Annotated in this window: 26 protein-coding genes; all 26 read right to left on the reverse strand. The window is 41.0% G+C overall.

Annotated elements, in window-relative coordinates:
• Positions 1–88: 88 nt before the first annotated feature.
• Positions 89–823, reverse strand: a complete 735-nt coding sequence (locus tag ACYCSE_RS06635) for a GNAT family N-acetyltransferase (RefSeq protein WP_459701858.1) — start codon at positions 821–823, stop codon at positions 89–91.
• A complete protein-coding gene (rffA, locus tag ACYCSE_RS06640) occupies positions 817–1,971 on the reverse strand; it encodes a dTDP-4-amino-4,6-dideoxygalactose transaminase (protein WP_459701859.1) in 1,155 nt (384 codons plus the stop codon). The genes ACYCSE_RS06635 and rffA overlap by 7 nt, the downstream gene beginning before the upstream one ends.
• A gap of 45 nt (positions 1,972–2,016) precedes the next feature.
• Positions 2,017–3,567 carry a glycosyltransferase gene (locus ACYCSE_RS06645; RefSeq protein WP_459701860.1) on the reverse strand — a complete coding sequence of 517 codons (1,551 nt, stop codon included), beginning with the start codon at positions 3,565–3,567 and terminating at the stop codon, positions 2,017–2,019.
• Between the two features lie 115 nt (positions 3,568–3,682).
• On the reverse strand, positions 3,683–4,828 hold the full coding sequence (locus ACYCSE_RS06650; protein ID WP_459701861.1) for a DegT/DnrJ/EryC1/StrS family aminotransferase: 1,146 nt from the start codon (positions 4,826–4,828) through the stop codon (positions 3,683–3,685).
• A 19-nt stretch (positions 4,829–4,847) separates the two neighbouring features.
• On the reverse strand, positions 4,848–5,474 hold the full coding sequence (locus ACYCSE_RS06655) for an acetyltransferase (protein WP_459701862.1): 627 nt from the start codon (positions 5,472–5,474) through the stop codon (positions 4,848–4,850).
• A gap of 12 nt (positions 5,475–5,486) precedes the next feature.
• On the reverse strand, positions 5,487–6,629 hold the full coding sequence (gene neuC, locus ACYCSE_RS06660; protein WP_459701863.1) for a UDP-N-acetylglucosamine 2-epimerase: 1,143 nt from the start codon (positions 6,627–6,629) through the stop codon (positions 5,487–5,489).
• Positions 6,626–7,654 carry an N-acetylneuraminate synthase gene (neuB, locus tag ACYCSE_RS06665; RefSeq protein ID WP_459701864.1) on the reverse strand — a complete coding sequence of 343 codons (1,029 nt, stop codon included), beginning with the start codon at positions 7,652–7,654 and terminating at the stop codon, positions 6,626–6,628. The genes neuC and neuB overlap by 4 nt, the downstream gene beginning before the upstream one ends.
• Positions 7,655–7,673: 19 nt before the next feature.
• The gene (locus ACYCSE_RS06670) at positions 7,674–8,369 is read right to left on the reverse strand and encodes an acylneuraminate cytidylyltransferase family protein (RefSeq protein WP_459701865.1); all 696 of its coding nucleotides are present in this window, start codon (positions 8,367–8,369) and stop codon (positions 7,674–7,676) included.
• Positions 8,370–8,386: 17 nt separating this feature from the next.
• Positions 8,387–9,406 (reverse strand): UDP-N-acetylglucosamine 4,6-dehydratase family protein, encoded by a 1,020-nt coding sequence (locus ACYCSE_RS06675; protein ID WP_459701866.1) that lies wholly within the window; start codon positions 9,404–9,406, stop codon positions 8,387–8,389.
• Positions 9,407–9,435: 29 nt separating this feature from the next.
• Positions 9,436–11,244 carry a motility associated factor glycosyltransferase family protein gene (locus tag ACYCSE_RS06680; protein WP_322158805.1) on the reverse strand — a complete coding sequence of 603 codons (1,809 nt, stop codon included), beginning with the start codon at positions 11,242–11,244 and terminating at the stop codon, positions 9,436–9,438.
• A gap of 128 nt (positions 11,245–11,372) precedes the next feature.
• Positions 11,373–11,717, reverse strand: a complete 345-nt coding sequence (locus tag ACYCSE_RS06685; RefSeq protein WP_322158806.1) for a hypothetical protein — start codon at positions 11,715–11,717, stop codon at positions 11,373–11,375.
• On the reverse strand, positions 11,717–12,100 hold the full coding sequence (gene fliS / locus ACYCSE_RS06690) for a flagellar export chaperone FliS (protein ID WP_459701867.1): 384 nt from the start codon (positions 12,098–12,100) through the stop codon (positions 11,717–11,719). Before fliS ends, ACYCSE_RS06685 begins: the two co-directional genes overlap by 1 nt.
• Before the next feature lie 14 nt (positions 12,101–12,114).
• The gene (gene fliD / locus ACYCSE_RS06695; RefSeq protein ID WP_459701868.1) at positions 12,115–13,587 is read right to left on the reverse strand and encodes a flagellar filament capping protein FliD; all 1,473 of its coding nucleotides are present in this window, start codon (positions 13,585–13,587) and stop codon (positions 12,115–12,117) included.
• Positions 13,588–13,601: 14 nt separating this feature from the next.
• Positions 13,602–13,985 (reverse strand): flagellar protein FlaG, encoded by a 384-nt coding sequence (locus tag ACYCSE_RS06700; protein WP_446675381.1) that lies wholly within the window; start codon positions 13,983–13,985, stop codon positions 13,602–13,604.
• A 176-nt stretch (positions 13,986–14,161) separates the two neighbouring features.
• Positions 14,162–14,935: a flagellin N-terminal helical domain-containing protein gene (locus ACYCSE_RS06705; protein ID WP_446675382.1), complete on the reverse strand. Its 774-nt coding sequence runs from the start codon at positions 14,933–14,935 to the stop codon at positions 14,162–14,164.
• Positions 14,936–15,222: 287 nt separating this feature from the next.
• The gene (gene csrA / locus ACYCSE_RS06710; RefSeq protein ID WP_459701869.1) at positions 15,223–15,456 is read right to left on the reverse strand and encodes a carbon storage regulator CsrA; all 234 of its coding nucleotides are present in this window, start codon (positions 15,454–15,456) and stop codon (positions 15,223–15,225) included.
• Positions 15,456–15,902, reverse strand: a complete 447-nt coding sequence (locus ACYCSE_RS06715; RefSeq protein ID WP_459701870.1) for a flagellar assembly protein FliW — start codon at positions 15,900–15,902, stop codon at positions 15,456–15,458. The genes csrA and ACYCSE_RS06715 overlap by 1 nt, the downstream gene beginning before the upstream one ends.
• Positions 15,903–15,985: 83 nt before the next feature.
• Complete coding sequence (gene flgL, locus ACYCSE_RS06720) at positions 15,986–16,894, reverse strand: flagellar hook-associated protein FlgL (RefSeq protein WP_459701871.1); 909 nt, start codon at positions 16,892–16,894, stop codon at positions 15,986–15,988.
• A 24-nt stretch (positions 16,895–16,918) separates the two neighbouring features.
• Positions 16,919–18,499: a flagellar hook-associated protein FlgK gene (gene flgK, locus ACYCSE_RS06725; protein WP_459701872.1), complete on the reverse strand. Its 1,581-nt coding sequence runs from the start codon at positions 18,497–18,499 to the stop codon at positions 16,919–16,921.
• Between the two features lie 15 nt (positions 18,500–18,514).
• Positions 18,515–19,015, reverse strand: coding sequence for a flagellar protein FlgN (locus tag ACYCSE_RS06730; protein WP_076294041.1), 501 nt, complete (start codon positions 19,013–19,015; stop codon positions 18,515–18,517).
• A gap of 10 nt (positions 19,016–19,025) precedes the next feature.
• Positions 19,026–19,301: a flagellar biosynthesis anti-sigma factor FlgM gene (gene flgM / locus ACYCSE_RS06735; RefSeq protein WP_039271505.1), complete on the reverse strand. Its 276-nt coding sequence runs from the start codon at positions 19,299–19,301 to the stop codon at positions 19,026–19,028.
• A gap of 195 nt (positions 19,302–19,496) precedes the next feature.
• Complete coding sequence (locus ACYCSE_RS06740; RefSeq protein ID WP_044648603.1) at positions 19,497–19,907, reverse strand: TIGR03826 family flagellar region protein; 411 nt, start codon at positions 19,905–19,907, stop codon at positions 19,497–19,499.
• A gap of 749 nt (positions 19,908–20,656) precedes the next feature.
• A complete protein-coding gene (locus ACYCSE_RS06745; protein WP_459701873.1) occupies positions 20,657–21,124 on the reverse strand; it encodes a LysM peptidoglycan-binding domain-containing protein in 468 nt (155 codons plus the stop codon).
• 383 nt (positions 21,125–21,507) lie between these two features.
• Positions 21,508–22,335: a ComF family protein gene (locus tag ACYCSE_RS06750; protein ID WP_459701874.1), complete on the reverse strand. Its 828-nt coding sequence runs from the start codon at positions 22,333–22,335 to the stop codon at positions 21,508–21,510.
• 86 nt (positions 22,336–22,421) lie between these two features.
• Positions 22,422–24,536 (reverse strand): DEAD/DEAH box helicase, encoded by a 2,115-nt coding sequence (locus ACYCSE_RS06755; RefSeq protein WP_459701875.1) that lies wholly within the window; start codon positions 24,534–24,536, stop codon positions 22,422–22,424.
• Between the two features lie 200 nt (positions 24,537–24,736).
• Complete coding sequence (locus tag ACYCSE_RS06760; protein WP_061831630.1) at positions 24,737–25,177, reverse strand: hypothetical protein; 441 nt, start codon at positions 25,175–25,177, stop codon at positions 24,737–24,739.
• Positions 25,178–25,279: the final 102 nt, after the last annotated feature.

Raw genomic sequence — 25,279 nt, forward strand, 5'->3', positions numbered from 1 at the left:
TTCGTCTTAGACGATCTTACGTTGAATCTATGAATGAGTCTTGATCAGCACCCTCATCATACAAAGAGAGCACTGTCATCTTGGAAAGCTAGAAAGTTTCATGTGCACCCTTCTTTCGACTTCTCGTCCAATAATACCAACTTTCCATTTTTTGAATTCTGTAACCACACTTTATATATAGGTTCAATGCATTGTAATTCCGACCTTGTGTTGAAACTACTATTTGTTCAATCGGCCTACTTTCAAGAAACACCTTTAATTCTGTTAGCAACTTCGCGCCCATTCCATTGCTTTGATGTTTTATATCAATTCCTAAAAGACCGATTCTTGCCTTTCTATCTATTAAATTTTCTTTAATTGTCACGAACCCAATAATTTCATCATTTAATTTAATGACAAGACAATAATCATCGAACGTACCAGTAATAGACTTTTTCACCCATAGTTTATATAACTCATCCACTTTTTCAATATTAAAAATATGTGGATAACAAGAATATCTACTATCCTTAAATAATCCAGTCATCATATTTTGTAAAACAGGAAAGTCATGCTCCGTTGCTAATACAAGAGAACTTTTATTCTGTGCATTAGTATCTATTCTAGTCTCAAATGTTACTTTAGTATCTGCTAAGTGGAAATTTTCATTTTCGAGAAAATGAATAGTCGTTATATCATCAATTTTACAAAGTGCTTGTATAAAATCTAATTGATTCTTTTCTATCACATGTTGAAAATATGAGCTTGTAACTGGGGAAGTAGTAGAAACTTCCGCCATATTCATAGCAAAAAAAATAGAATCCCAATGCAAAAGCCTTAGCATCCTAAATCCCTCCAACTATACTGTCGAAAAAAATCGTATATACAATCTACAATCTTATTTATATCTGACTCTTTTATATTATAATAGAGAGGTAATCTAATTAAGCGTTCGCTCTCTCTAGTTGTATAGGCATCCTCACCAATAAATGAACTATGCTTTAATCCTGCCTCGGAACTATGAAGCGGCACATAATGAAAAACAGCCATGATTTCATGTCTTTTCAAAAAATTCAATAGTTCGGTTCTTATTTCTAAATCTCTTACTTTAATATAAAACATATGAGCATTATGGGTACTATTAAGAGGTATAAATGGTAAGTCGATTAAATTTAATTCACTCAAAGGCTGTAATAGATTAAAATATAAATTCCAGCTAACCAATCTATTCTTTGTAATCATTTCTGAGGCTTCAAGTTGTGCCATTAAAAATGCAGTGTTCAGTTCACTAGGGAGGTAGGAAGAACCTATGTCAACCCAAGTATACTTATCTACCTGACCTCTAAAAAATTTAGATCTGTTTGTCCCTTTCTCACGTATTATTTCAGCCTTTTCCATAAATGTTTCATCATTAACTAACAAAGCGCCACCTTCCCCGCAATGTACATTCTTGGTTTCGTGAAAGCTGATACATCCTAAGTGACCAAGGGTACCCAGTTTCTTTCCTTTATATTCGCTAAGAATCCCTTGTGCTGCATCCTCCACAACTGCCAAATTGTATCTATTCGCCAACTCTAAAATTTTATCCATATCACAAGCTACTCCAGCATAATGCACTGGGACAATTGCTCTTGTTCTATCTGTGATCGCATCTTCTATAAGATCTTCATTAATATTCATAGTATCAGGTCGAATATCCACGAATACAATCTTAGCTCCTCTTAAAACAAAGGCATTGGCAGTGGATACAAACGTATAAGATGGCATGATAATTTCATCACCCTGTTGGATATCCAAGAGAATAGCAGCCATCTCCAGCGCATGTGTACAAGAAGTCGTTATTAATGTTTTTTTTACATCAAAAGTTCTTTCAAACCAGTTTGCACATAAACGCGTAAATTCTCCATCCCCCGAAAGATGTCCACTAGAAAATGACTTTTCGACATACTCTCCTTCTTTGCCTACGATTGCCGGTACATTGAAATTTATCATTATCATCTCTCATTTCAGCAAATTATGTGGTAAAGCCCATGCAGCTTAATAAAAGTGTGGTGATTTAGTCATAGTCTCTATAATTTCTCTCATAACCTTTTCACTGTCAAAAATTTCATCCGCCCTGTTTAAAGCTACAGATTTTTCGCGTTCCCTAAATGCAGGATTTTCCCATTTTTTTATAAATGTCTTCACATCATCAAAACTATTAATATGATAGTACTCTCCTGCCGTGTGAGCAACATCTCCAAAGGCATATGTAAAAACAGGTAGCCCTTGCCGTAAAGCAATGGCAGCAGAAGTACCGCCTCCAGATCTAACTGTGTTTAAATACGCGTCACACACTTCATAAACAGCGGCTAAATCCTTTTGAGCTCCGACATGGACAGATTGTTTATCAAGAGTGACATATCTATTCGTTATTTTTTTATAATTTTCAAGTTCACCTATAAACATAATTCGGGTATGATCATTACATTTCAACAAATCGTCTAGTTCTGTTAAAAAAGAATCGTCTAGCTCCGCATCAAGGCGATTACCTACTACGGCCAATACAAAATTTTCCTCGCCTAACCCCCAATACTCTCTATGCATTTTAGTTTGTGGAGGCGTATATTTATAAGTAAACACACTTTCAATAATTGATTCCCGAGACCTGTTTAATTCTTCTAGCGTGTTCAAATCTGCTTGGTTTATTTTTCTGGGCAAAATTGAAAATGTGCTCTCGGAGGTGGGGAGATCATACGCTAATGGCAGCGTGATAACAGGCACAAAATTAGAAAACAAGTCGGCGCTTACATTTGAGCCTGATATAGATAAAACAAATAGAGGCTTTAAATACTGTATCGCTTGGATCAACTCCATTATTTGGTCGCCATCTGGCATTTCTTTTTCGCATTGAGAGAATGGAATACTTGAATTTTCGTACATTAACCTGCCAGCTTGATTGTACCCCTCATCATAGTTAAACAGGACAGCATTAAAATAAGGCGTGACTATAGAGCGTGGCATGTCTGCGGTATTTATGAGAAAAATATTTTTTTTGAGATTATATAAAGCTTTGCAATGATCTAGCGCTACTTGTGTTGGACTATGTGACATAGAAAGTATCTGTCCAGCTACAACAACTACCAGATCTTTGTTTCGTTCTTCATAAGGAATCCAATTCCCTTCGTTAGCGATTTGATTATTAAAATACTCAAAATATCTTCGATATATTTTTTTCAATCTGTTAGTATTTTTTTTCGTTTTCAATTTAGGAGTAGTAAAAAGAAGGCTGGTAATTTGCCAATAAATAAAATGAAGCACGTCTATCCTTACTTCTTTTTCTATATATTCAAAAATATCCTCCAAAAACTTCTGATCCTTTGTACATGCGAGTAGAAATGACGTTAAATATAGTCCCCAATTCTTATAATCTGATATCATTTGTTCGATTTCAGTTACTATCTCTTGACGACTATTTGAATTTAGACTTTCAAAGTTTCCATTTAATTTGGTTAACTCATGATCTAGTAATTTGTATACTTCCACAATTGATAGTTTATCATTTGACAGTATTTTTTCTATTTCAAGCGTTACTTTGGAACTTCTCATTAGGAACCTCTTTTCATTCTATAATTAAGATTTTACAGAGGGAAGCTAGATTAGGATTTTAGAAACAATGTAACAAGCACATTAATGGGATGTTCGATATGGATTCAACATATATTCATCGAAAAAAAGCCTTCATTTGATTAATAACAAAGCTCTGCTCATCCACCGACATATTTGTTCCAGAGGGCAAACAAACCCCTTTTTCAAATAATATTTTGCCAATATCCCTGCCATCTTCATGAGTAAAATATACGGCATCTTTAAAGAGCGGTTGTAGATGAAGTGGCTTCCATACTGGTCGAGATTCAATATTATCTTTTCCTAAATACCCTATTAAATCACTAACGCTTGTACCAATAATCTCAGGGTCTATTATCATTGTTGTCAACCATCGAGTAGACTTGCCAAAACTCTTTTCCGGCATAAATTGTATTCCATCCACCCCTGATAGCTCATAGCTGTACTTTTCAAAAACTTCTCGTTTCTGTTGAATGCGTTCGTCCAACACACGAAGCTGCCCTCTTCCTATACCAGCCAGGACATTGCTGAGACGATAATTGAAGCCTACATCCTCATGCTGATAATGTATCGCCTTTTCCCTCGCCTGAGTTGCGTAATATCTTGCTCTACTTAGTGCTTCTAAATCATCTGAAACCAGCATGCCCCCACCTGAAGTAGTAATAATTTTATTTCCATTAAATGAAAGAATGCCGAATTTCCCAAGCGTTCCACTCATTTGCTTGCCGTAAGTTGCTCCGAGTGATTCCGCAGCATCTTCTACAATCGGCACCTCGTAATAATCACATATTTTTTTCAACCGATCGTAGTCTGCACTTTGCCCGTACAAATTGACTATAACTACAGCTTTAGGTTTCTTTCCCTTATCTGCATAAGTCTTGAATGCTCGCTCTAGTGCCTCAGGGGACATATTCCAGCTGTCTGGTTCCGAATCGATAAAGACAGGAATTGCACCTTGATATAAGATCGGGTTAGCACTGGCAACAAAGGTAAGAGAAGAACAAAAAACAATATCATCCTTTTCCACACCAAGCAATATCAAAGACAAGTGAATCGCTGCTGTTCCAGAACTTAGGGCAACTGCACCTCCACACCCCAGATAACTTGCCACCTCTGTTTCAAAAGCGTCTACATTTTTACCTAGTGGAGCAATCCAGTTTGTTTCAAAAGCCTCTGTGATATATTGTTGTTCAAACCCGCCCATATGCGGCGAAGATAAATAAATTCTATCTCGATTGGACATTTTGTTTCATCCCTTATCCTTATAGGTTTTTTATTACTTTGGCCGGACAACCCACAACTGTAACTTTTTCTGGCAAATCGCGGATGACACAAGAAGCAGCACCAACGATGGTATCACACCCTACACGAACACCAGGTATAAGATTTGCACCTATTCCGATATGAGCACAGCACCCGATTTGAACTCCACCTGCCATATGTACACCTGGGGAAATATGCACGAAGTCTTCTATTCGGCAATCATGGTCTATAGTAGCCGCCGTATTAACAATGACATGCTCTCCAACGTACGCATCAGCGTTAATTACAGCATTAGGCATGACAACCGTCCCCTCCCCAATGAATGCGCTGGGTGCGACTACAGCGCTTGGATGAACAGCAGTACCAAATTGGACTGAAGCAACTTTTAATTGACTTACAATCTTCCTTCTGGTTGTATTATCTCCGATTGCCACAACGAACAGCGCCTCTGGATACAGAGATAATAGTTGAGCAATCTGATTACGGTCCCCCAAGATCGGCAATCCGTTCCATGCTTCTTCTTTACAATAGTCATCCAGAACTCCAATGATTTCTTCACCACAGGACCGTAAAATATCCACGATGACCTTGGCATGTCCTCCTGCTCCAAAAACAATATAGCTCAAGGCCGATCCTCCTTAATAGGTAATTGTCTTTTGAATAAGCTGCTCTGACTTGGATGTTCGGTTCAATATATCTACGATGCGAGAGCTTGTGTTATCTCTACTGTAAATATTGTCGGTTGCTTTAACAATTTGTTGGAAAGGCTCAGACATTGCGTATTCTATTGCAGAAGTCAATTCGAGCTCGTCAGCTGCAATATCTATTGTGTTCACAGAACGCTCTCTGCCTGTCTGACGAGTTCCAATATTAATGACTGGAACATGAAAGGAGGCAGCCTCAATAATCCCCGACGAAGAATTTCCAATTAATATTTTTGCATTTTTCAACATCGTCAGATAATCAAGTTGCTCAAAACTAGTTACAAGGTGCATCCCTTTTCTTGCAGCAAAACGATTATAAACATCAACAATCGCATCAGCTCCGGCATCCGAATTGGGCATCACACAAATTACCTCATTCTCCCCAGCCAAGAGAACTTCCATCATCTTACCAAGGATGTGCATATCCGCTTCTTCCGTGGTGACAGGATGATAAGCAAACAGCACATAATCTTTATCTATATTCAGATCGTATTTACGTTTCGTCCTCTCTAGCTCAGGCAGGGATGTATTCATCATCGTTTCAATTCTTGGAGCACCGACTACATGAATTCTCCAAGGTTCCTCGCCAAGCCTGATTAGGCGCTCTCTGCTTCCATTTGTAGCTACAAAGTGGATGTGGGCCAACTTACTAATCGCATGCCGAACAGACTCATCAATCGTGCCGGATACTTCTCCACCATGCAAATGAACAAGCGGAATGTTCATGTGAGAGGATACAATCGCAGCTGCAAGCATTTCTCCCCGATCTCCTAATACAATAACGAAATCTGGTTCCAAAGCTTCTACGGCTTGTGTCATGCCCATGATTGCTATTCCAATAGAGCGAGACATATTAGCATGGGTAGATCCCTGCAGCAGACAGTCTACCTTAGCAGATATACGAAATCCGTCTTTTTGGATAGCGTCCAATGTATACCCATGCTGTGGAGATAAATGCATTCCTGTAACCAATAGGTGGAGCTCCAGAGCATGTTCTTCCTCAAGCGCCCGCAAAACCGGGTAATATATCCCATAATCAGCTCGTGTTCCGGTAATTACCAATACTTTTTTCTTCATTGCACATCATCCCATGATAACAAACTATCTTCATGTACATCCTTTAAAAGCTGCTTACCAACCAAGTCATCAAAATATTTAGGCTCTATTCCAGTGCCTGGGCGCTTGATGAGCAGATCTTCTTGAGTTAATTGCTGGCCAGCCTTTTTGGATGTTGCCATCACAATACTTTTTCTTGCAACGGCTCTGGTGCTTTCCTCGGAAGGCATACACCTTTTAACCCCATCCCCTAGAGCCTGCTCCACATTTCGAATCGCAAGAACCATTTTTGAGAAATCAGCAGGCTCCAGTGAAGCCTTATGGTCTGGACCTGGAAGATTTCGATCCAATGTAAAATGCTTTTCAATAATTCTCGCTCCTAATGCTGAAGCTGCTATAGCGATCTCGATGCCCGCCGTATGATCAGAATATCCTGTGACCTTATCAAAAGCTGTAGAAATAGTCTTCATGGCCAGCAGGTTTACATCTTCCAATGGTGCTGGATAGTCGGAAGTACAATGTAGCAATAGAACATCACTTTTTTTGACTACTTCTAACGATTCTCTAATTTCATCGAGATTGGACATCCCAGTGGATAGAATAATCGGACGCCCATAACTATCAAGCTTCTGAAGAAAGGGGATATTGTTCATATCTCCTGATCCTACCTTGAATGCGTCGATATGAATTGAATTCAGAAACTCAGCACTTTCTTCATCAAAGGGTGTGGAAAGGAAATCTATCCCTTTATCCTCACAGTACCTTTTCAAAAGAACAAAATCCTCAAAGCTCAATTCCAACTGTTTTAACATATCTAGTTGGCTTTCATCTGAATTGGTGTTTTCTGTCTGATAATTAGCCTTCTGGGCGTACTTGGTTACCAGCTTTTCGCTTTTAAAGGTTTGGAATTTCACTGCATCGGCACCGCATAAAATCGCTTGATCAATACACTCGAATGCAAGCTCCAATGATCCGTTATGATTGACTCCTACCTCCGCGATAATATAGATGGGGTCGCTACCATTATTTGATAAGAGGTTTTTCATTTTATATCCCTCCCTCCTACTACAAGGATTCCTTATGATTGGATTCTCTCCCAAAAAACTCTGCCATTTTTAAATCAAACTCGTCATCTATGTCAATAGATCGTTCTTTAGGCATAATGTAGCCACAATTATTAGGACCAACCAGAGTTTCACTATTCATCAACAGATCTCTTTTTACGATATAGATGGCTCCGTTTAGAGCATGTAGTTCTTTCAGATCTTGTCTCCTCAAATGCTCCCGTTCACCTTTCAGGTAGGGCGTAAGCCGACCGTTATCCATTTCCCTTAGTAGATAGGGTTGCACTCCAGACAAAGTGACACTTTGAAGGGAATCAGCCTGATGATCTAAAAATATTTTATATGCTTCTTTAATGTCCATAGCATTTCGCAGCGGAGATGTGGGCTGCAGCAGCATAATAACATCAAAAAATTGATTTTGTGTCTGCTCATAAAATTCAACTGCATGCTTCAATACATCAATGCTTTTAGCCTCATCGGTAGCCAGTTCATCGGGCCTTATAAACGGAACAGCCGCTCCGGCTTGGCCCGACACACGAGCAATCTCTTTACAATCCGTTGAAACTATAACTTCGTCCACACAACCACTATTTAGTGCAGCTTCAATGCTATATTGAATGAGCGGTTTATCATGTAACAATCTTATGTTTTTACCGGGTAAACCTTTTGATCCACCCCGCGCAGGAATAATCGCCAAACATTTGTGATTGCTCATCATACAATACCTTTTGTGAAGCCCAATCCGTTCTGTTCAATAAGCTCCCGAATGGCTTTCGGGAAAATCTGTGGTGCAGTCATCGAAGAATATTCTTGACGAATAGCCTTTTTAAAACCTTCATATTCTTGCTCTGCGGTATGAAATAACGAAGGAATGATATACATCTGTCCATTCTCCAACGCTCTTTCAGATTCCTCAAGCGTCATTAGTTCCTCATATAGCTTTTCTCCCGGCCGGATTCCGGTCTCAATGATTTCTCCACCATAAGGTTTACCAACTGCCTCTTCATACGAATCAATCAAACATTGGGCCAAATCCGTAATTTTGAGAATCGGCATTTTTAGTACAAATACTTCTCCACCCTGCGAATAGTGCGCCGCATCTATGACCAATTGAGCTGCTTGAGGAATAGACATCATAAACCGAGTCATCTCTGCATGTGTGACCGTCACCGGTATCCCTTTAGCAATCTGATCACGGAATAAAGGAATAACAGAGCCCCTGGATCCCATAACATTTCCAAAGCGGACACAAGAAAAGATGGTACGTTTGCTCCCTTTATACAAGTTTGCGGCAGAAATCAAACGTTCTGATAGCAGCTTCGTAGCCCCCATCGTATTCGTTGGGTTTACCACTTTATCTGTGCTGATGGCTACTACTTTTTCTACATTATGCTCAATAGCCGTCTCTATCAGATTTTGTACGCCAATAACATTCGTTTTTACTGCTTCCATAGGGTTATACTCGCATGCAGGCACATGTTTGAGAGCAGCAGCATGAAAAATATAATCCACATCCTCCATAGCATAACTCAGTCTTTGCTTGTCCCTGATATCACCGATTAGATAACGAATATTCGTATACTCTTTTAATTCCTGCTGCAGATCAAACTGCTTGCTCTCATCCCTGCTAAAAATCCGCAAGGCTTTAGGGTTATACGACAAAATATTACGTACAATTTCGCTTCCAATCGAACCTGTGCCGCCCGTAACCAATACAATCTTGTTGGTAAACATAATGACCTCCGGAGTGTAAAACGATTAATTTATATATTTTTATGGACCACTGCATCCCTATCTGTTTTTTTATCTAAACGGCAAATCGATTCCGAAAACATTTCTTGGAGTATCGGGATTTGTGCTGTAATATCCTGTAGCAGCTTACCCAGATGCTCATAGATTAGATCAGACTTACGAGTCAACTGATGTTCTGTCACAATCACAGGGAGCAACTGATCAAAACGCGCAATTTCGATAGGCATAATGGACTCAAATATAGGTGAGAACCAGTTCCTGTTGGCAATCAATCCCCACATCTGCTCTATGCATTCCATCATATTTTGAGCCTTTGCCGGTTTAGTTCGGCTAAACTCACGTAATTTATTCATAAGCTTGTGAATGGCTGCAATCTCAGAGCGTACATTGGAAAGGTCCTCACGTGTCGCTATCAGCTTATCTCTGACATCCTGCACCTTATTCATATCAACAGCAACATTTTTTTCATTTATCAAATCGGCAATTGCATCAGGATTAATAGATTCTGAAGCTAACAATTTATACATCTCTTCCATGGGCTTGAAAGGAGCACCCTCAATCACTGCACCATTGCGGCTTGAATTAACGAATTCGATTCTCGGAAGGACCGTAATGAGATTTTCGAGTCCATCCTTCATCAAAGAGAAACTCTCGTCTGTAGTATTGTATGTTCCCTTTACATTCAGTACTTTCTTAGGCGCTTCTTGCACTGTCTTATCAGTAGCTTCGGCTGCAAAATGTTCAATTCCATCTGCGTAAAATTTGTTATCAGGGAACGACAAATCCTGACCTGCAAGTATGATCCGTTTAGCCCCTAAACATGCTGCTGCTTGAATAGCCGTTCCTGCAACTGTTTCTGTAGGGGATATAAATAGTTCCTCTTTACTGAGTCCAAAGAAATACTGAGATACAGCATCACTTTTCATAATACTATGAATTTTCTCTGCGCAGTGCTGATCAGAGATTTCGTAATAAGATGAGGAGGTAAACAATAAAGGCTGCTCCCTTGTTACAGAAGAAGAAAAGATCTTCTTATTGACTGGATGTCCATCCATAATGACAGCAAGGTGTGGCTGTATTCCATGCTTTACTAAAGCCTGAATGCTGGAGCCTGCTGAAATAATCAGTACATGAGGACGTAATTTTTTGAGCCATTCGATATCTTCTTGTAAAGATGGTCCCGATGATACAACAACTACTGTTGCACCTTCAAAAGCATAAAATAGTCGCTCAATGGAAGGAGTGTATAACACATCAGAAAGGTGATATAGAAAATTTCGAGTCCATTCTTCTCGAAAACGATTCTCTGTATGTTTATCTACCAAGAAGCTCTGACGATATTCCTGAAATTGTTCCTTTACTTCACGTAACAAATTCATATCTTCTGATAGATACTTGCGCAGTGCGATAAACCCCAAATCTTCCAGCATATAACTACTTAGCATATGAAACATCATATTGAGCTGAGATTGGCCAACCGATAACCAGTACAAATTGGGATGTCCCAACAAAAGACTGAGATCGTAATCCGTCACTGATTTACGAAACAGCTGCTCATCTGGCTCGTATACAAATAACCAGTGGTTCGGATACAATTCGAGGAGGTCAGCAATACTGAGCCCCCTTTCAAACCCATATACAAAAATAATCTTACCATTTCCAATAGATCCATCGACAGCATTGAGCCAAGCGATATCCCTTTCAAAGGGCTCAGTAAACAAAGGTATAGATAAGTCATCATTCAGCAAACTATTTATTTTGGTTGCAACATGAGGGAACCTTTGCTCTAGAATTGTATGGTTTATTTGTAGTTGGGACAAGGTAATACCACCGTTTCACATTAATATTTGTTAATTAGTATATCGGATTTACTCTTAATGGAATGAACCTTTTCACAAAAATACCCCCATTCTAAATCGAATAGGGGGTACGCTCCATAAAGCATTTTTTATTTGCGATGATCAATAAACAAACTGTCTACAGAATAAGCTTGCTGGTAAGCATGCTGCTGCACACGAATGGCTCCACGTTTCTCCATCCAGTGGCCTGCTTCATCCTTAAGTGCTTGCATACGCTGCAAAATTATAGAATCGTGGCTTAGTATATTACGGATTTTCTGCTTATCATGTTCCGTTAATGATAGTTGATAGGGCTGCATCTGTTCTACAATGCGCTGTCTTTGATCTGCAAACTGTTCAAATTCTTCCTCATTTAAATTCAGAAGATTAACCAACACTGCTTCTGTCTTATGTTGCAGTTCTTCAAGGAGTACTTGCATATTAGGATCTGCCATCACACACTACCAACTACACCAGGCATTTTCGCGGCTTCCAGCCAAGCCTCCCGTAGGTCAGTCAAATGTTCCAGCACCTCTTGTGCAGGAGCGGCTATCTTGTGAACATTCGCCTCAATCAGCTCATGCAGCATATATTCATACACTCGCAATAAGTCATGGGACATTGGATACTCAAAATTCAACGCAGATATCAACTCGTGTACAATAGCTTGCGCTTTACACAAACTATTATTTGCTTTCTCGTTATCCTTATTCTCTATCCCCTCAATCCCCGCACGAACGAAACGAATAGCCCCATCGTACAGCATAATCAGCAGTTTAGGTTTGGATGCAGTTTGCGCTTGAGTCTGCCGGTATTTCTGATAGGGTGTATTGATCAATTGTAAAACCTCCTTTATGACGACATGCCTGTAAGACTCGAAGATGTACTATTATACTTGCTAATTGCCGTCTCCATCGCAGTGAATTTTTTGTAATAGTTAGTTTCAATCATCGTTAGGCGACTAGTCATGTCACTAATTCGACGGTCCAGGCTCGACAATTGCTCTCCCATTGTACTCGTAGAAAGAAATGAAGCAGTTAGGTCCTTACTAACTTTTGAAGTACCCGCTGTATCGGCCATTCTTTGAAGTGAGGTATTCGAAATTTTCTTTAGTTTAGCAAGAATACCGTCTTGCTGTGTATATTTATTAGTTAGCGCCGTGCTTGGATCCTGTTTCCCAAAAAAATTTGAGATAACATCTGGATCTTTTTCAACCGCTGCGCGCAATTTGTCTGCATCTAGAATAAGCTTGCCTTTCGTATCATACGTACCCGTAGTGATTCCCAGCTCAGACATCATTAAAGGCTTATTCTTACCATTTGCATCAACTCTGCCGATATCTACACCTTGAATCATAGCATTACGCATTTCAGATAATGTATCCTGCAAGATGGGATCGTTTCTAAGCATGCCACTCTTAGCCTTGGTTGTCCAGAGCTTGACTTCATCATCGCTCATAGCGGCTTTTTGTTCCGTCGTAAGCGGAGTGTATTTTTTATATCTCTCTTCACCAACCTTAACATTGAGTGTAGCGAGAACATCATTATACGCATCGACAAAACTTTGAATATTTTCCACAATCTTATCGGTATCTTTGGTAGCTTCGATCCTTGTCGCAGCACCACCAGCTGCCTTCAGCGTAATATCAATGCCATTAATGGTAAAATTATTTGATGACTTTTTGACTTCAAGTCCATTTACCTTTAGCACAGCATCGGTTCCGTTCGTTGAAGACAGTTTAAACTCACTACTAATTTGAGCATCGATATTGAATATTTGCGAGCCCGTAGTTTTACTTGTTAACGACAAACCAGATTTGGCATCATACAGGGCAGTTACTCCCGTCTTACTGTTATCATTAATTTTTTTGACAAATGACTCAATGGTTTCGTTTGCATCCACATCAATAGTGGTCCCACCAACTTGAACCGTACGAGCTGCCCCATCGGCAAATGCAAGCTCGGTGCTTGCCTTTTCAGACCATGTGCTGTCTGAGACAGATCTTGCGGCAGTAGCGAGATTGGTTACTGAGATATCCAATACTCCACTGGCAGACGATGAAGCCGAAGCAGTCAACGCGTCACTATTTCCCGTTACTGTTACTTTCTGCGGATTCATTGAAGCAGTACGGCTTAATATCGTCAACTTATCTTGTAGAAATGAAACAACTTTAGTACTAGCCTCACGATAGTTTTCTCGTTTCCATTCCATCAATTGTTTCTGTTGATTCATTTTGTCGAGCGGTACACGCTCAGCTGTCATTAGCTTTTTGACTACTGCATCAATATCCATGCCTGAGGCAAGACCACTTATTCTTGTTACCATAATTGTATGTCCTCCTATATTTTCTTATCGATAATAATTCCTGCAATCTCCATCATTCTAGCGGCTATATCCAGAATTTTTTCAGGAGGTACCTCACGAATCAGATCGCCCGTTTCCTTGTTCATCACTTTTATCATGATTGCATGTGTCTTTTCATGCACAGAGATCTCAAATGTCTTCTGCGGACCTTGTATAGCATCAATTACTTTCTGTAGCTCCAAAACTGCTTCCTCATGTGTCGGTTGCTTCTGACTGGTACCACCTCTATTGGTTGTTCGAACAGCATCTTGTGTGGTAACATAATTTACTTCGGCATCTGAAGGGGCTTCACGTTTTATTCCTGCTGATAGCTGAGTCGGCAACGGATTCCCAGTGCTAGGGGGTATCATCGAGTCCATAAAATAACCTCCATTAAAATTTTTTAGACACAATAAATCCGTTCTGTACTTGAAATGCTAATACATTATATATCGGTAGATGGGTGTAATTATTTATGAAAAAACTAAAATAAAAGCAAAAAAAAAAGATCCTGCTTCTCGCAGGATCTTTTTTTTGTAATTGCTGTCGTTTAAAATTAACGAAGCAACGACAGTACGCCTTGTGGCGCGGAGTTTGCTTGTGACAGCATGGATTGGGAAGCTTGTAGCAAGATGTTGTTTTTGGACAGAGCAACCATTTCTTTTGCCATGTCAGTATCACGGATACGGGATTCGGAAGCTGTCAGGTTTTCTACAGTTGTGCCCAAATTGTTGGAGGTATATTCCAGACGGTTTTGCATAGCACCAAGGTTCGCACGTTGCTTAGCAACTTTTTCAATTGCATTTGTTGTTTGAGACAAAGTTACTCCAGAAGTAAGACCACGGATTTCAGTGGAATCGATACCTTTGATAGTAATTACGAACTTGTTATCATCAGCTTGGATTTTAACACCTGGTCCGCCGGAAATTGCAATACCGTTGAATTTAGTGTTAGACAGAATTGCGTCAATTTGACCACCCAATTGACCAAGTTCTGCTTTGATGTTGGATTTATCGCCAGCACTGTAAGTATCATTGGATTGTTGAACGCTCAGTTCTTTCATACGAGTCAGCATGGAGGATACTTCGTTCATTGCACCTTCAGCTGTTTGTGCGAAAGAGATACCATCTTGAACGTTACGTTGTGCTTGTTCCAGACCACGGATTTGACCACGCATTTTTTCGGAAATGGAGAGACCAGCAGCATCGTCAGCTGCACGGTTGATACGCAGACCTGAAGACAATTTTTCCATGTTTTTGCTTGCTGCCGTGTTGTTCAATTGCATATTACGGTGTGTATTTACTGCAGGTAAGTTGTGATTGATAATCATTTTAAATTTCCTCCCTGAAATGGTTTGATTCCCACGTCCTTGTGGTATAAGCGTCTTCACAGGTCGGCCGCCCTGAAGAATTACCGCTCTAAAATATATATCGACCCTTAAGCTATAATTGTTTATAGCATTCCAGATTTTTTTAAAAATATTTTCTTAGAAGTTTACGACACTGTTATATAGACGATTATATCTATTACTGTTTCAGATGAATAAGCAAAAACAAAGGCCGACACTTTACTCGTGTCGGCCTTTCTCAATGAATGTGCACTACTATTATTGTTTAATCAGGACTTTCTCTTATCCATTTCCAACATTACATTTTGAATAGCATTCGAATCCATAACAGCAATTTGATTATTTTGCTGAATAGCATCAAAGACTTCTTTTCGGTAAATATCAATATCCTTAGGGGCAGAAATACCGATTTTCACAGTATCTCCTTCAACAGAAAGAACTGTTATGACGATATCATTCTGAATTACAATGGATTCACCCTTTTTACGTGTTAATACCAGCATTAGGACTCACCGCCTTTGCTGGACTCTATTTCATTCCACAAGGGATGCTTAATTGTATAGTTCGTATTTTGCAAAACAATTTGCTTTCCCGTCTGCTGCTCAATATTAAAAATTAAAGGCGCAAGCAAATTAACTGTTGTTTTGGATTGATCACTGTTCCATGTACAAATACATCGTACTGATATTTGTTCCTGACTTGTAATCCCAATATCCTCTAGAGCATCATCAGATAACTCAAATTCATAATCTTCAAAGAAATCAAATGGATTTACGGTGATAAAAATAGTAGCTGGCTGCTCTACTGCACTGAAAAGACTAAATAATTCATTATGTTCCTGCAGCCGAAATTCCCGAAGTTGTTCAAATCCTGGTATTCCTTTTGGAAACACATAAAGACTAGTATTTTTCTCTTGGTTTTCTTCATCTAATTTCTGTTCTGGGGTCATAAGTAACTCCTCCTATAAATAGTAACAAAAAAGCTACGGACCACTCGTCCATAGCTTCAAATCACAAATGTCAAAGATAAAAATCAGCTCATAAAGTCCATCAAAGATGGCTGCATGATCTTAGCAGATGATTTCAGGGCAGCTTCATAAATGGTTTGGGCAGATGTAGCTTGAATCATCAGACTAGCAACATCCGCATCTTCCGTTTTAGCTTGAAGTGTCGTCAAGTTCAAATTTCGCTCTTCCAAACGGGATTGTATCAGTTCAACTCGATTCGTACGTGCACCCACTTCAGACAAACTTGTCTGCATTTTAGTAAAGCGGGATTCAATACTTGAAAGTTGACTCGATATTGCTGTACTATTTCCGCCGCTTAGTGCAGAAGATATAGCATCCATAACCTTAAAAACATTATCCGCCTCTGTTGATTTCCCAAAAAAATCGCTACCGGACGTATTTACCCGAAATGCATCTTGGTCTCCAACTGCATAGCTGACAGCGCCTTGATCCGGATTAATCTGATCATAACTTGTTACCGTAGCAGATAGCTGATACGGCATCTGATCATAATTTTGTCCATTAAAAACATACTTCCCACGAAGCTGGCTGTTACCAATATTCATCATTTGTTCTTTTAACTGATCAACTTCTAGCTTAATCGAATCCAAGCCGGATTGAGGTAGTGTTTCACTTGAAGCCTGTACTGTCAACTCTTTAAGACGCTTCATTACATCACTGGCTTGTTGCATGGTTGTATCAGTGAAATCCAACCAGCTAACAGCCGCATCTGAGTTCGTCTTGTATTGTTCATTAGAAGCTAACTCAGCTCTGTAACGTAGCGCATAAGTTACCCCCACTGGGTCATCTGAAGGCTTGTTCAGCTTACGACCAGTCGAAATCTGATTCTCCATTTTACCCATATTACTATTATTTCGATTCAGGTTACTGAGCAATTGCATATTAGTCATCCCTGAAGTCACTCGAATTGGCATGGCTTACTCCACCTTCTCATTATACTAGAGACCTACGCGACCTGTACCATTAATCAGCTTTTCCAACAGTTGATCAAAAGTTGTCATGAACCGGGAAGCTGCACTATAAGCATGTTGGAACTTGATCATGTTTGACATTTCTTCATCAAGCGACACCCCGCTGACGGATTGTCGGTTCAAGTCCACTTGCTCGGTCAACAGCTGTGCATTTTTCGATTGACGCTCTGCTTCCTGGGTTTGGACACCTAATTGTCCAACAATTGAACTGAAGAAGTCATCTACCGTAGTAGATTGGGCTTGAGTTGTATTAAAACCAAACTTCACATTTTTTAGGCTCGCCATAGACAATGCCAAAGCATTGTTACCTACAGTTACCTTTTCATTAGCTGTTCCCGTTCCATCTACACGCAAAGAACTGGCAATTTTATTGGGATCATCTTGAATATCCTTATTCAGCGTAATGTTACCGGCTGTAATAGCAGCTCCATCTTTCGAGGTAAAAAACACTCCTCCCTTTTCTGGAGTTGTGCCACTGAGTGTGTATCCCAATTGATGGAGTCCATTAATCCCTTGTACAGTTACTTTCAAATCCGCGGTCAAGGTTCTGTTGTTATTCGCATTTGAGTAAGTAACTGCTGCATTGTTGACACCTGAATTTAGTACCGTTCCCTCAGGCAGAACTGTACCTGCGGGCAAAGTAATTTCAATGTTGCCATTCGCGAGCGTATTAGCTAACTGGTCCATCTGAGTTTTGTAATCTGCTACATATTTATCTCTGGATAAAATCATACCGTACACTTCGCCACCAGTTAACGCTCCACCTTGATATGCAGCCTCAAGGCCAGCCGCTGTAATAGCAGTTACCTCTGTGCCCGCTACAGCTATCTGTCCTGCCACCGTTACCTGATAACCGTTATCCAGCTGAGTTACCTGCACATTTGCAAGCTTGGACAACTTATCAACTGCATAATCCCGCTGATCACGCAAGTCATTTGGATTATCCCCAAGTTGTTCCAACTTGTAAGTATTACCATTCAGGTCCGCTATAGACTGCAATAACGAATTCATCTCAGATGTTTTTAATGTAACGTTATTAGTTAAATCAGAACTGAGTGCATCCAGTTGCTTGCTAGCCTGGTTCATCGCATCTGTCAGAGCAAGCGTAGTCTCTTTTACAATTTTGCGATTCGTGACATCCTGAGGGTCTTGGCTCAGATCGGACCATGAATCCCAAAAATTATCCATGACCTTACGAATACCTGTATCCGAAGGTTCATTCATAATGGTCTCAAGCTTGTTCAGTGTGTCATAACGGATGTCCCATCCACCTTGAGAAGAACTTTCATTACGATACTGATCGTCCAGAAAAGTCTGACGGACGCGCTCAATAGCAGTGAATTCAACCCCTGTACCCATTTGACCTCGTACAACGGAACGATTCAAACCGTAGGCTTCCATAGAATCCGAGGCCTTCATACTAACCACTTGTCTTGAGTAACCAGCTGTGTTGGCATTTGAGATATTGTGTCCGGTTGTATTAAGTGCTGCCGTTTGTGTGTTTAAGCTTCTTTTCGCTGTTTCTATACCATGAAATGTTGAGACCATGTTTTCCTCCTTCAATTAGGCGCGTGTATCAAATAGTCCCGCTCGTACAGTAGAGGTGCTTTTGTCAGCTGGACGCTGATAGACCGCTTCAGATTCCGCATAATATGACATACTCTCAATAGAAAAATCAATATAGGAAAGCGCCTGTTGTATAAGCTGTTGATTCAACTCATTTAATTTTTTCAATTCTACAAGCGTATCCGCTAGATTTTTCTGAATTTGAAGGAGGCGCTGTTTGTCTTCTACATCAAACACAAGACGAGACAACTCCGTAATATTGAGATTCAACTTAGACTTAATACCACGTTCCTGCAAAAATTCATATGCTGCCTGCAGGCGTCGCTCATCCAACTGTTCAATGTGTCTGGACATCTTCGATTCCTGGTTCATGACTAGAATGAGCTGATCTACCTTATTTGATATCAGTGCTTCTTTTTTTTGATTTCCTAATGCAATCAACTGCTCGTGAGCCTCTCTAAGCTGCTCCAGCACATCAATCAATCGCTCTAAAGGCATATTCCTTCACCTAGCTTTCAGAAGACTGCTTGAAGTAAGGTAACAGCTTCTCTGCAATTTTATCGGCATCCACACGATAGGTTCCAGAAGCTACTTGCTGCTTAAGCTCCTGAATTTTCTTAACACGGTCTGCATCACTGCTGCGGTTCAGCATTTCCATTGCTTCCGGAGAAATCGAAACCTCATCCTTGCGGCGGGACTTCTTAAGCTCCTCTTGACGTCCTGTTTCAATATTTCGCTGATATGGATTAATAGCTCCGATGCGGTTGGTCTCGTTAATTTTCATAACTTCCACCTTCCTTAGTTATTTGATATGGTCAGAATGTATCAGACGACATAGCGTCGAACATGGTTCGTATTATGCCTGACTTCTTTATTTTGTGCATGTTGCTAAAAATAAAAAAACCGATAAGCTCTATAAAGATTATCGGCGGTATTTGAAACTTTTTGAATAGCTGAATGCGTTTTTAATTCCCCTGTACTACTTTCCACGAAGTTTATCAATCGCGCTGTAGGTACCTGAGCCCATATTATTACTTTGATCCTGATTACTACTTTCGCGTACAGCCTGATGCAGGTCTTTAGTCAGACGTGTTCGACAAGAATCGCACATATGCCCTTCACGAATCGGTATCCCGCATACCTCGCAAGGATACGTCATATTAGGCGCATTAGCAATGGAAATACGTCCCTCACGTATAAATGTCGTGATTTGCTTTACAGATACCTCAGTAGCCTCTGAAAGCTCATGCATATGAATGCCCTTATTTTCACGTATATGTTTGACACAGCGTTCGTATTCAATTTCAATTTCTTTAATACAGTTTTGACAGATTCCCCTGACGTTCTTAATAAACAGCTTTCCACAGCGAGGACAGTTATCCAAATTCATCCTCTGTAGCGCCCCTTTCCAATTTCCGATCTTTAATTACTTTTATCCTTACATTAACTTATAATGAAGAGCCTCGTCTAGCAAATATTTCAAAAAAAAGATTTTCAGGTTTTACACAATTGCACATCTTATAAGTTATCATATTTAAAAGTATAAGAGAGAATGATCCATCAGCAAAAGTTTCTCTATATTTATATGCATCAATATGCAATGACATAAAAATAAAGAAAGCCCATGAAGGCTATAGCTCAGCCTAGTGCATGTATCTATTTATCGTCAAACATTACACCGTACTTTAGATAGAAAATAAAATAAGCGCCATTCCAGTTATTTTCGGGAATAGCGCTTCATTGTACAATTAAAATAGCTATATATGAATATGAGTAAATGTAGAAATTAATTATCAAGATGAGGGAAAAACCGGGCGAAACAATCCTCAGAAGAATTCATGTTCACCTGTGCCCCGAATGACATCAAGGAAATCCTGTAAATCCGGGGGAACGGCGCCCATACGAATGCTCCGCACATGGAGTGTGGGTATTCATAAATCTCATGGACCTAACATCATCTCAACTTATAACATATCTGAAATCAAGCTAGATGCATCAGTGGAAATTTGCAGCCCAAAAAAACAAGCTATTTCACAAATAATTATTCAAAAAAGCATTGTTTTAATAGAGGCCTTCCCGTATACTATAGTCAAACGCTTGGTTTAAAAAACACACTTCATTATACATTTATAATGATATTTATTTATTTGTGTTTGTTTGCGGTACTTGCAGTTCTTGGCCTACTTTAACCAGGTTGTTGATTTTAACCAGTTCTTCAACAGTTACACCGTATTTTTCAGCGATAGAAGCCAATGTGTCGCCCTCTTGAACATTTACAGTGATTGTATTTACAGTTGCTGGTGTTTCAGTTGTAGTCGTTGCTGGTTTTGTAGTTGTTGCTTGATTGTTGTTCTCAGTAGTTGGTTGAGCTGGTGTTGTAGTTGCTGCATCTTTAGGAGTTACAGTTCCAAAAACTTTTTCTTCAAATGCTTTTTGTGCTGCTTCTTGTTGTTGAATGATCAGTTGCTCCTCATAACGATCCTTATTTTGGTCAGAGTTCGATTTTGCCATTACTTGACCTGTTGCAAGTGGACTCAACAAAGATACTGCACCTAAACTAACTGCCAGCATGCTAGATACTGCTACTTTTTTCATTACGTTTTTCATGATTTTTTCTCTCCTCTTTTTAACTTTAAATTTTAATTAACTGCTTTACTACTGAGCGAGACACTCCCAATGTCCGCTCTTTAGTCATTAGCTAATCACTTATTACCAATCATGTTAGCTATCAACAGATAGAAATTGTACTCCTCTTTTCCAAAAAAATCAACCTCTAAATTGAAATATTCTGTTTTCATCCCTCACTTCCTTACTTTTTGTTTGTCTCTATATTTTTTATTATATACCTCTCTCTAGCTCGTTGTCAAATCCTGCTGATTGTACGGCTTAAAAGACTTTTACTCTATCATTTAATCCTTCTTTCAAGAGAGTTATAACCTCTTTTTCATAGTTTCAAGCAAAATTTCATGGAAAATACTAGATATTTAGGCTTATGATCTTGCTAAGGTCAGGCAAAAAATAGTCAAATGTATTCCTTGCTCTAATGCCTTTTCTCTCAAAACACGTGCACACGCCTGCAATGTGCTCCCCGTTGTATAAATATCATCTACAAGCAAAACGGTAACGGAGAACTTATTCTCCGTAGCACGATGAGATTCAGCTTTTAAAATAAACGACTTCAGCAAATTTTCCATATTGGGGTGGACAGAAAACGCGTTATTCATGGTGTTCATGCGTTCCTTTTTGGATTTAAAGCTTTGTTTGCCTGTATCTTGTGGACGAGCAAGTAAAGATAGGAAGGGGAGCTTATTCCTCCTAGCAATCTCTTCTGCCAAGATCTGAGCCTGATTGAAGCCTCGCTCTGTCAGCCTCTTCTCACTTACCGGGACACAAGTCACTACATCCACACTCCACAAAGATTGCTTGAAACGAGAATGTTTAAGACTTGCAAACTCATACCTCATCGCCTGATAGGCTCGATTCATGATCTCGCCCAGCAAGGAACCATACTTTTCATTTCCACGATATTTGAACTGCCCAATCCATTCTCTCATCATCGGTGTATAGCTGGTTGCACTCCGATTGCACACATAGTAACGTACTAATCGGTCAAGCCTTACGCAATCCGGGCAAGACGTCGGACGTCCACAATAAACACAACGAATATTGTAAACCCAAGGAATTTGAAGCGAACAAGAAGTACAAATTCCGGGAAATTCGGAAAAACGCCCAGTGAGAGTGCCACAAGCCATACATGTTTGGGACTGGCGATGGAATAACCAATTCAAAAAAAGACGGGTTGTTGGAATCATCCCCATACCAGAATGCACCTTTCTTGGTAGTTTACGTACCGACATTGTTTCAGGTTTCACATTTCCAAAAAAACTTTTTTTATTTAATGCATTTAGTGCTTCGCCTCCTTCAGGTATCCTCTTTTCCGAGCCAGTGCATTCATACGTTTAATCTGTCTAATTGCTCTCTTTTGACCTCGAGTCCATTGGGGGGATGTAAAAATAACACCTCCACATGGGTCATCCTTGGACCTTCCTGCACGACCCGCCATTTGGACAAGAGAGGCTTCATCAAAAAGACTGCTGTCCGCGTCTAATACGTACACATCACTCCGTGGAACAGTTACCCCTCGCTCCAAAATCGTCGTTGTAACCAGAACACGTATTTCAGTAGCTCGAAATAAGCGCACTTTAGCGGTTCTTTCTTCATCCTGTGAGGAGGTGCCTGCAATAGGTACATCAGGTAATTGTTTAATCAGCAGCTTCACAAGTCCCTGAATATGTGAGATTCGTGTCACAAACAGGAAAACCTGTGCCCCACGTTGTATGGAAACGCGTAGGCGTTGAATAAAGGATAGGGGAAGCCGACCTTTTTGCAGCCAATGTTGCACTGAAGCAGTCCCCAGACGAAATGGGACAGGTAGAGGGTAACGATGAAAACGAACGGGAACCTTGGCGTGTGGCAGTAGACCGCGTGCAGCCTCTTTCTGCAAGGATTGCGGTGGTGTAGCAGATAAATAGATAAACTTTCCCTTCGGCTTACATACTGCTCGTGCAGCAAAGGCAAGCATAGGATCATTGTGATAAGGGAACGCGTCTATCTCATCAATCACAACCAAATCAAAAGCTTGACGATAACGCAATAGCTGATGTGTCGTTGCTAGTGTAAGCTGTCCCCTTTGCCACCGTTCTGCGCTTCCCCCGTAGAGCGTCACCATGCTCACATCGGGAAAAGCAATGGCCAATCGAGGCGCTAACTCCAGTACCACATCACGGCGTGGTGTTGCCACAAGTGCCGTTCCTCCGTGGTCCAACACATATTGCAATAGCGGAAACATCATTTCCGTCTTGCCTGCGCCTGTTACAGCCCAGAGCAGAAAACGTTCTACCGTGGTATCAGGCACCTGCCGATCAGCGTTATGCCTCGCACCTTCGCCAGGTTTTGGCGAAGGTTGCCTGCTGCGTGCAAGGGTGCTGCCCTGCGAAGCGGCAGCATCTGATCCCCGGCGCGCAACCCTAACGCGCCGGAACAACGCCCGGAGCCCACGGCCTTCCGGGCGAAAACGACCCCGCACTTCGCCGTGCGGTGCGGCCAAAAAGCGCAGCACCGCTTCGGCGGCGGCACGTTGTGCAGGGCTCAGCCCCCAGCGGTCGAGTTCCGTCGCCGGGGCCCTGCCTGCTGTGTACGGCAGGACGGGTTTCGCTACGCCACGAAGCAGCAGCGAGCATTCACGGCTGCGCCCGAGTGCGAGACATGTCTCGCAGTAAGCGCACGCCTTACGTCCGCACGATGCGCAGCTCGTGCGGTGCACTATCCCGCTGCCACAACGATTGCAGCGAAGTTCATGCGTACGCGCGGCAGACCAGCGCGTACGTGGTGCTGGAGCGAGGCCAGCAGCAAAGCAGAGTCGGCCTTGCAGATATGCAAGTTGTGCAGCGGATCGCCAAGTATGCTCCAAACCTGGCGCTGCCTCTGCCAGCAGCGCTTCGACTTCCGGAACGAGTAACTGGCGTCCTGACAACAAATTTGCCAGTTCATTCGCTTGTCGTGTTAAACACTCCCTATCCAATCCATCAATTCCCGTGATGAGACTCCTTATTTGAATAGAACGTAAAACTCCGTCTGTTTCCCGTCCCTCATCCCCACCTTTTGTGCAGGAAGTCCACCCTTGTACATGATCCCAAATGCATATATTTTCTACTCCTCCAGATAAAATTCGTTCACCATCAAAAGGCTCAAGAGCCAGTTCACTTTTTAGCTGTGCGAGAATATAAGCCCACCACTGTCCTTTTCCCCATCGCTCCATATCTGCCAATCCCTTAAATGTTTCGCACAACTTTGTCCCCCAGGACAAGGGAAGCTCACCTCCTAATAACACCCATCTTTCGACAACATTCTCCTGCCCCTCATCTTGATTCATCCACCATGTCATATCTACTCGAATATCCACAGATAATCGGAGAGTCCAATTCCCTTTATACCTCACTGCATATACTGAAATCTTCACCTTCCCCTGCTCCTCCCATTCATGATTTTTGCGATTCTTGTCACCCCAGAGAACAGCAAAAAAGCACACTTCTATGGCTAATAGCCTGAAGTGTGCTTCACATCAAGTAGATATCAACGAAATCCCTGTCGTCTTGCCTATGCAACTGTTTTAAAACATTTATATCCGATTTTAACCACGATGTCCACAATCCCCTATCGCTAAGGAACAAATGGGGCGTCCGCCAACGACTTGACCGTTCTAAGATCAATAACAACCTGCTTTTCACCGCCTGACTTCGGTAAGACCGGGTTCCCCGGTGAAAAACGACTTGAAATGACTGAAACATCCATATGACTATAGCGTAGTAGCCGTGTCAGAATCGGTAGCGTATCGTCCATAGATTCATCATCCAGTACCGTCACATGTAGCGGCCTCCGGTGTAGCCAGGCAAGTATGTTCAGCGAACGCATCACCCATTCCACACGATCTCCGTCATTGGACGTAATCACAATATAGCGAGTCGCGCGATGACCCGGAGATATTGCGCGTGAATCTTCACCATTGTGATAAGCCTGAACCGCCTGTCGTATATACATAAGATGAACGACTGCGGCTCCCACACCGTATATAAGCAATATCCAAACCAAGTGAGCCGTCACGAGGGTTCCACCTCCTCCTATAGCGACAATATATGCCGTATAACAGGAAGAGGTGTCACGGTTATGTACTGGGTTTCCGTATGAGCGGACCTATCGCTCCCA

The organism is Paenibacillus sp. SEL1 (genome assembly GCF_054602535.1).

Bases quoted from the DNA above. Each gene is read 5' to 3' on its own strand.
- ACYCSE_RS06715 (WP_459701870.1), bottom strand. From the start codon at position 15,902: ATGACCCCAGAACAGAAATTAGATGAAGAAAACCAAGAGAAAAATACT.
- rffA (WP_459701859.1), bottom strand. From the start codon at position 1,971: ATGATAAATTTCAATGTACCGGCAATCGTAGGCAAAGAAGGAGAGTAT.
- ACYCSE_RS06730 (WP_076294041.1), bottom strand. From the start codon at position 19,015: ATGCCTTTAGAGCGATTGATTGATGTGCTGGAGCAGCTTAGAGAGGCT.
- ACYCSE_RS06635 (WP_459701858.1), bottom strand. From the start codon at position 823: ATGCTAAGGCTTTTGCATTGGGATTCTATTTTTTTTGCTATGAATATG.
- ACYCSE_RS06740 (WP_044648603.1), bottom strand. From the start codon at position 19,907: ATGAATTTGGATAACTGTCCTCGCTGTGGAAAGCTGTTTATTAAGAAC.
- ACYCSE_RS06750 (WP_459701874.1), bottom strand. From the start codon at position 22,335: ATGGGGATGATTCCAACAACCCGTCTTTTTTTGAATTGGTTATTCCAT.
- ACYCSE_RS06705 (WP_446675382.1), bottom strand. From the start codon at position 14,935: ATGATTATCAATCACAACTTACCTGCAGTAAATACACACCGTAATATG.
- neuB (WP_459701864.1), bottom strand. From the start codon at position 7,654: ATGAAAAACCTCTTATCAAATAATGGTAGCGACCCCATCTATATTATC.
- csrA (WP_459701869.1), bottom strand. From the start codon at position 15,456: ATGCTGGTATTAACACGTAAAAAGGGTGAATCCATTGTAATTCAGAAT.
- flgL (WP_459701871.1), bottom strand. From the start codon at position 16,894: ATGCCAATTCGAGTGACTTCAGGGATGACTAATATGCAATTGCTCAGT.
- ACYCSE_RS06650 (WP_459701861.1), bottom strand. From the start codon at position 4,828: ATGTCCAATCGAGATAGAATTTATTTATCTTCGCCGCATATGGGCGGG.
- flgK (WP_459701872.1), bottom strand. From the start codon at position 18,499: ATGGTCTCAACATTTCATGGTATAGAAACAGCGAAAAGAAGCTTAAAC.
- ACYCSE_RS06700 (WP_446675381.1), bottom strand. From the start codon at position 13,985: ATGGACTCGATGATACCCCCTAGCACTGGGAATCCGTTGCCGACTCAG.
- flgM (WP_039271505.1), bottom strand. From the start codon at position 19,301: ATGAAAATTAACGAGACCAACCGCATCGGAGCTATTAATCCATATCAG.
- fliD (WP_459701868.1), bottom strand. From the start codon at position 13,587: ATGGTAACAAGAATAAGTGGTCTTGCCTCAGGCATGGATATTGATGCA.
- ACYCSE_RS06645 (WP_459701860.1), bottom strand. From the start codon at position 3,567: ATGAGAAGTTCCAAAGTAACGCTTGAAATAGAAAAAATACTGTCAAAT.
- ACYCSE_RS06685 (WP_322158806.1), bottom strand. From the start codon at position 11,717: ATGGCAGATCCTAATATGCAAGTACTCCTTGAAGAACTGCAACATAAG.
- ACYCSE_RS06675 (WP_459701866.1), bottom strand. From the start codon at position 9,406: ATGTTTACCAACAAGATTGTATTGGTTACGGGCGGCACAGGTTCGATT.
- neuC (WP_459701863.1), bottom strand. From the start codon at position 6,629: ATGAAGAAAAAAGTATTGGTAATTACCGGAACACGAGCTGATTATGGG.
- ACYCSE_RS06745 (WP_459701873.1), bottom strand. From the start codon at position 21,124: ATGAAAAACGTAATGAAAAAAGTAGCAGTATCTAGCATGCTGGCAGTT.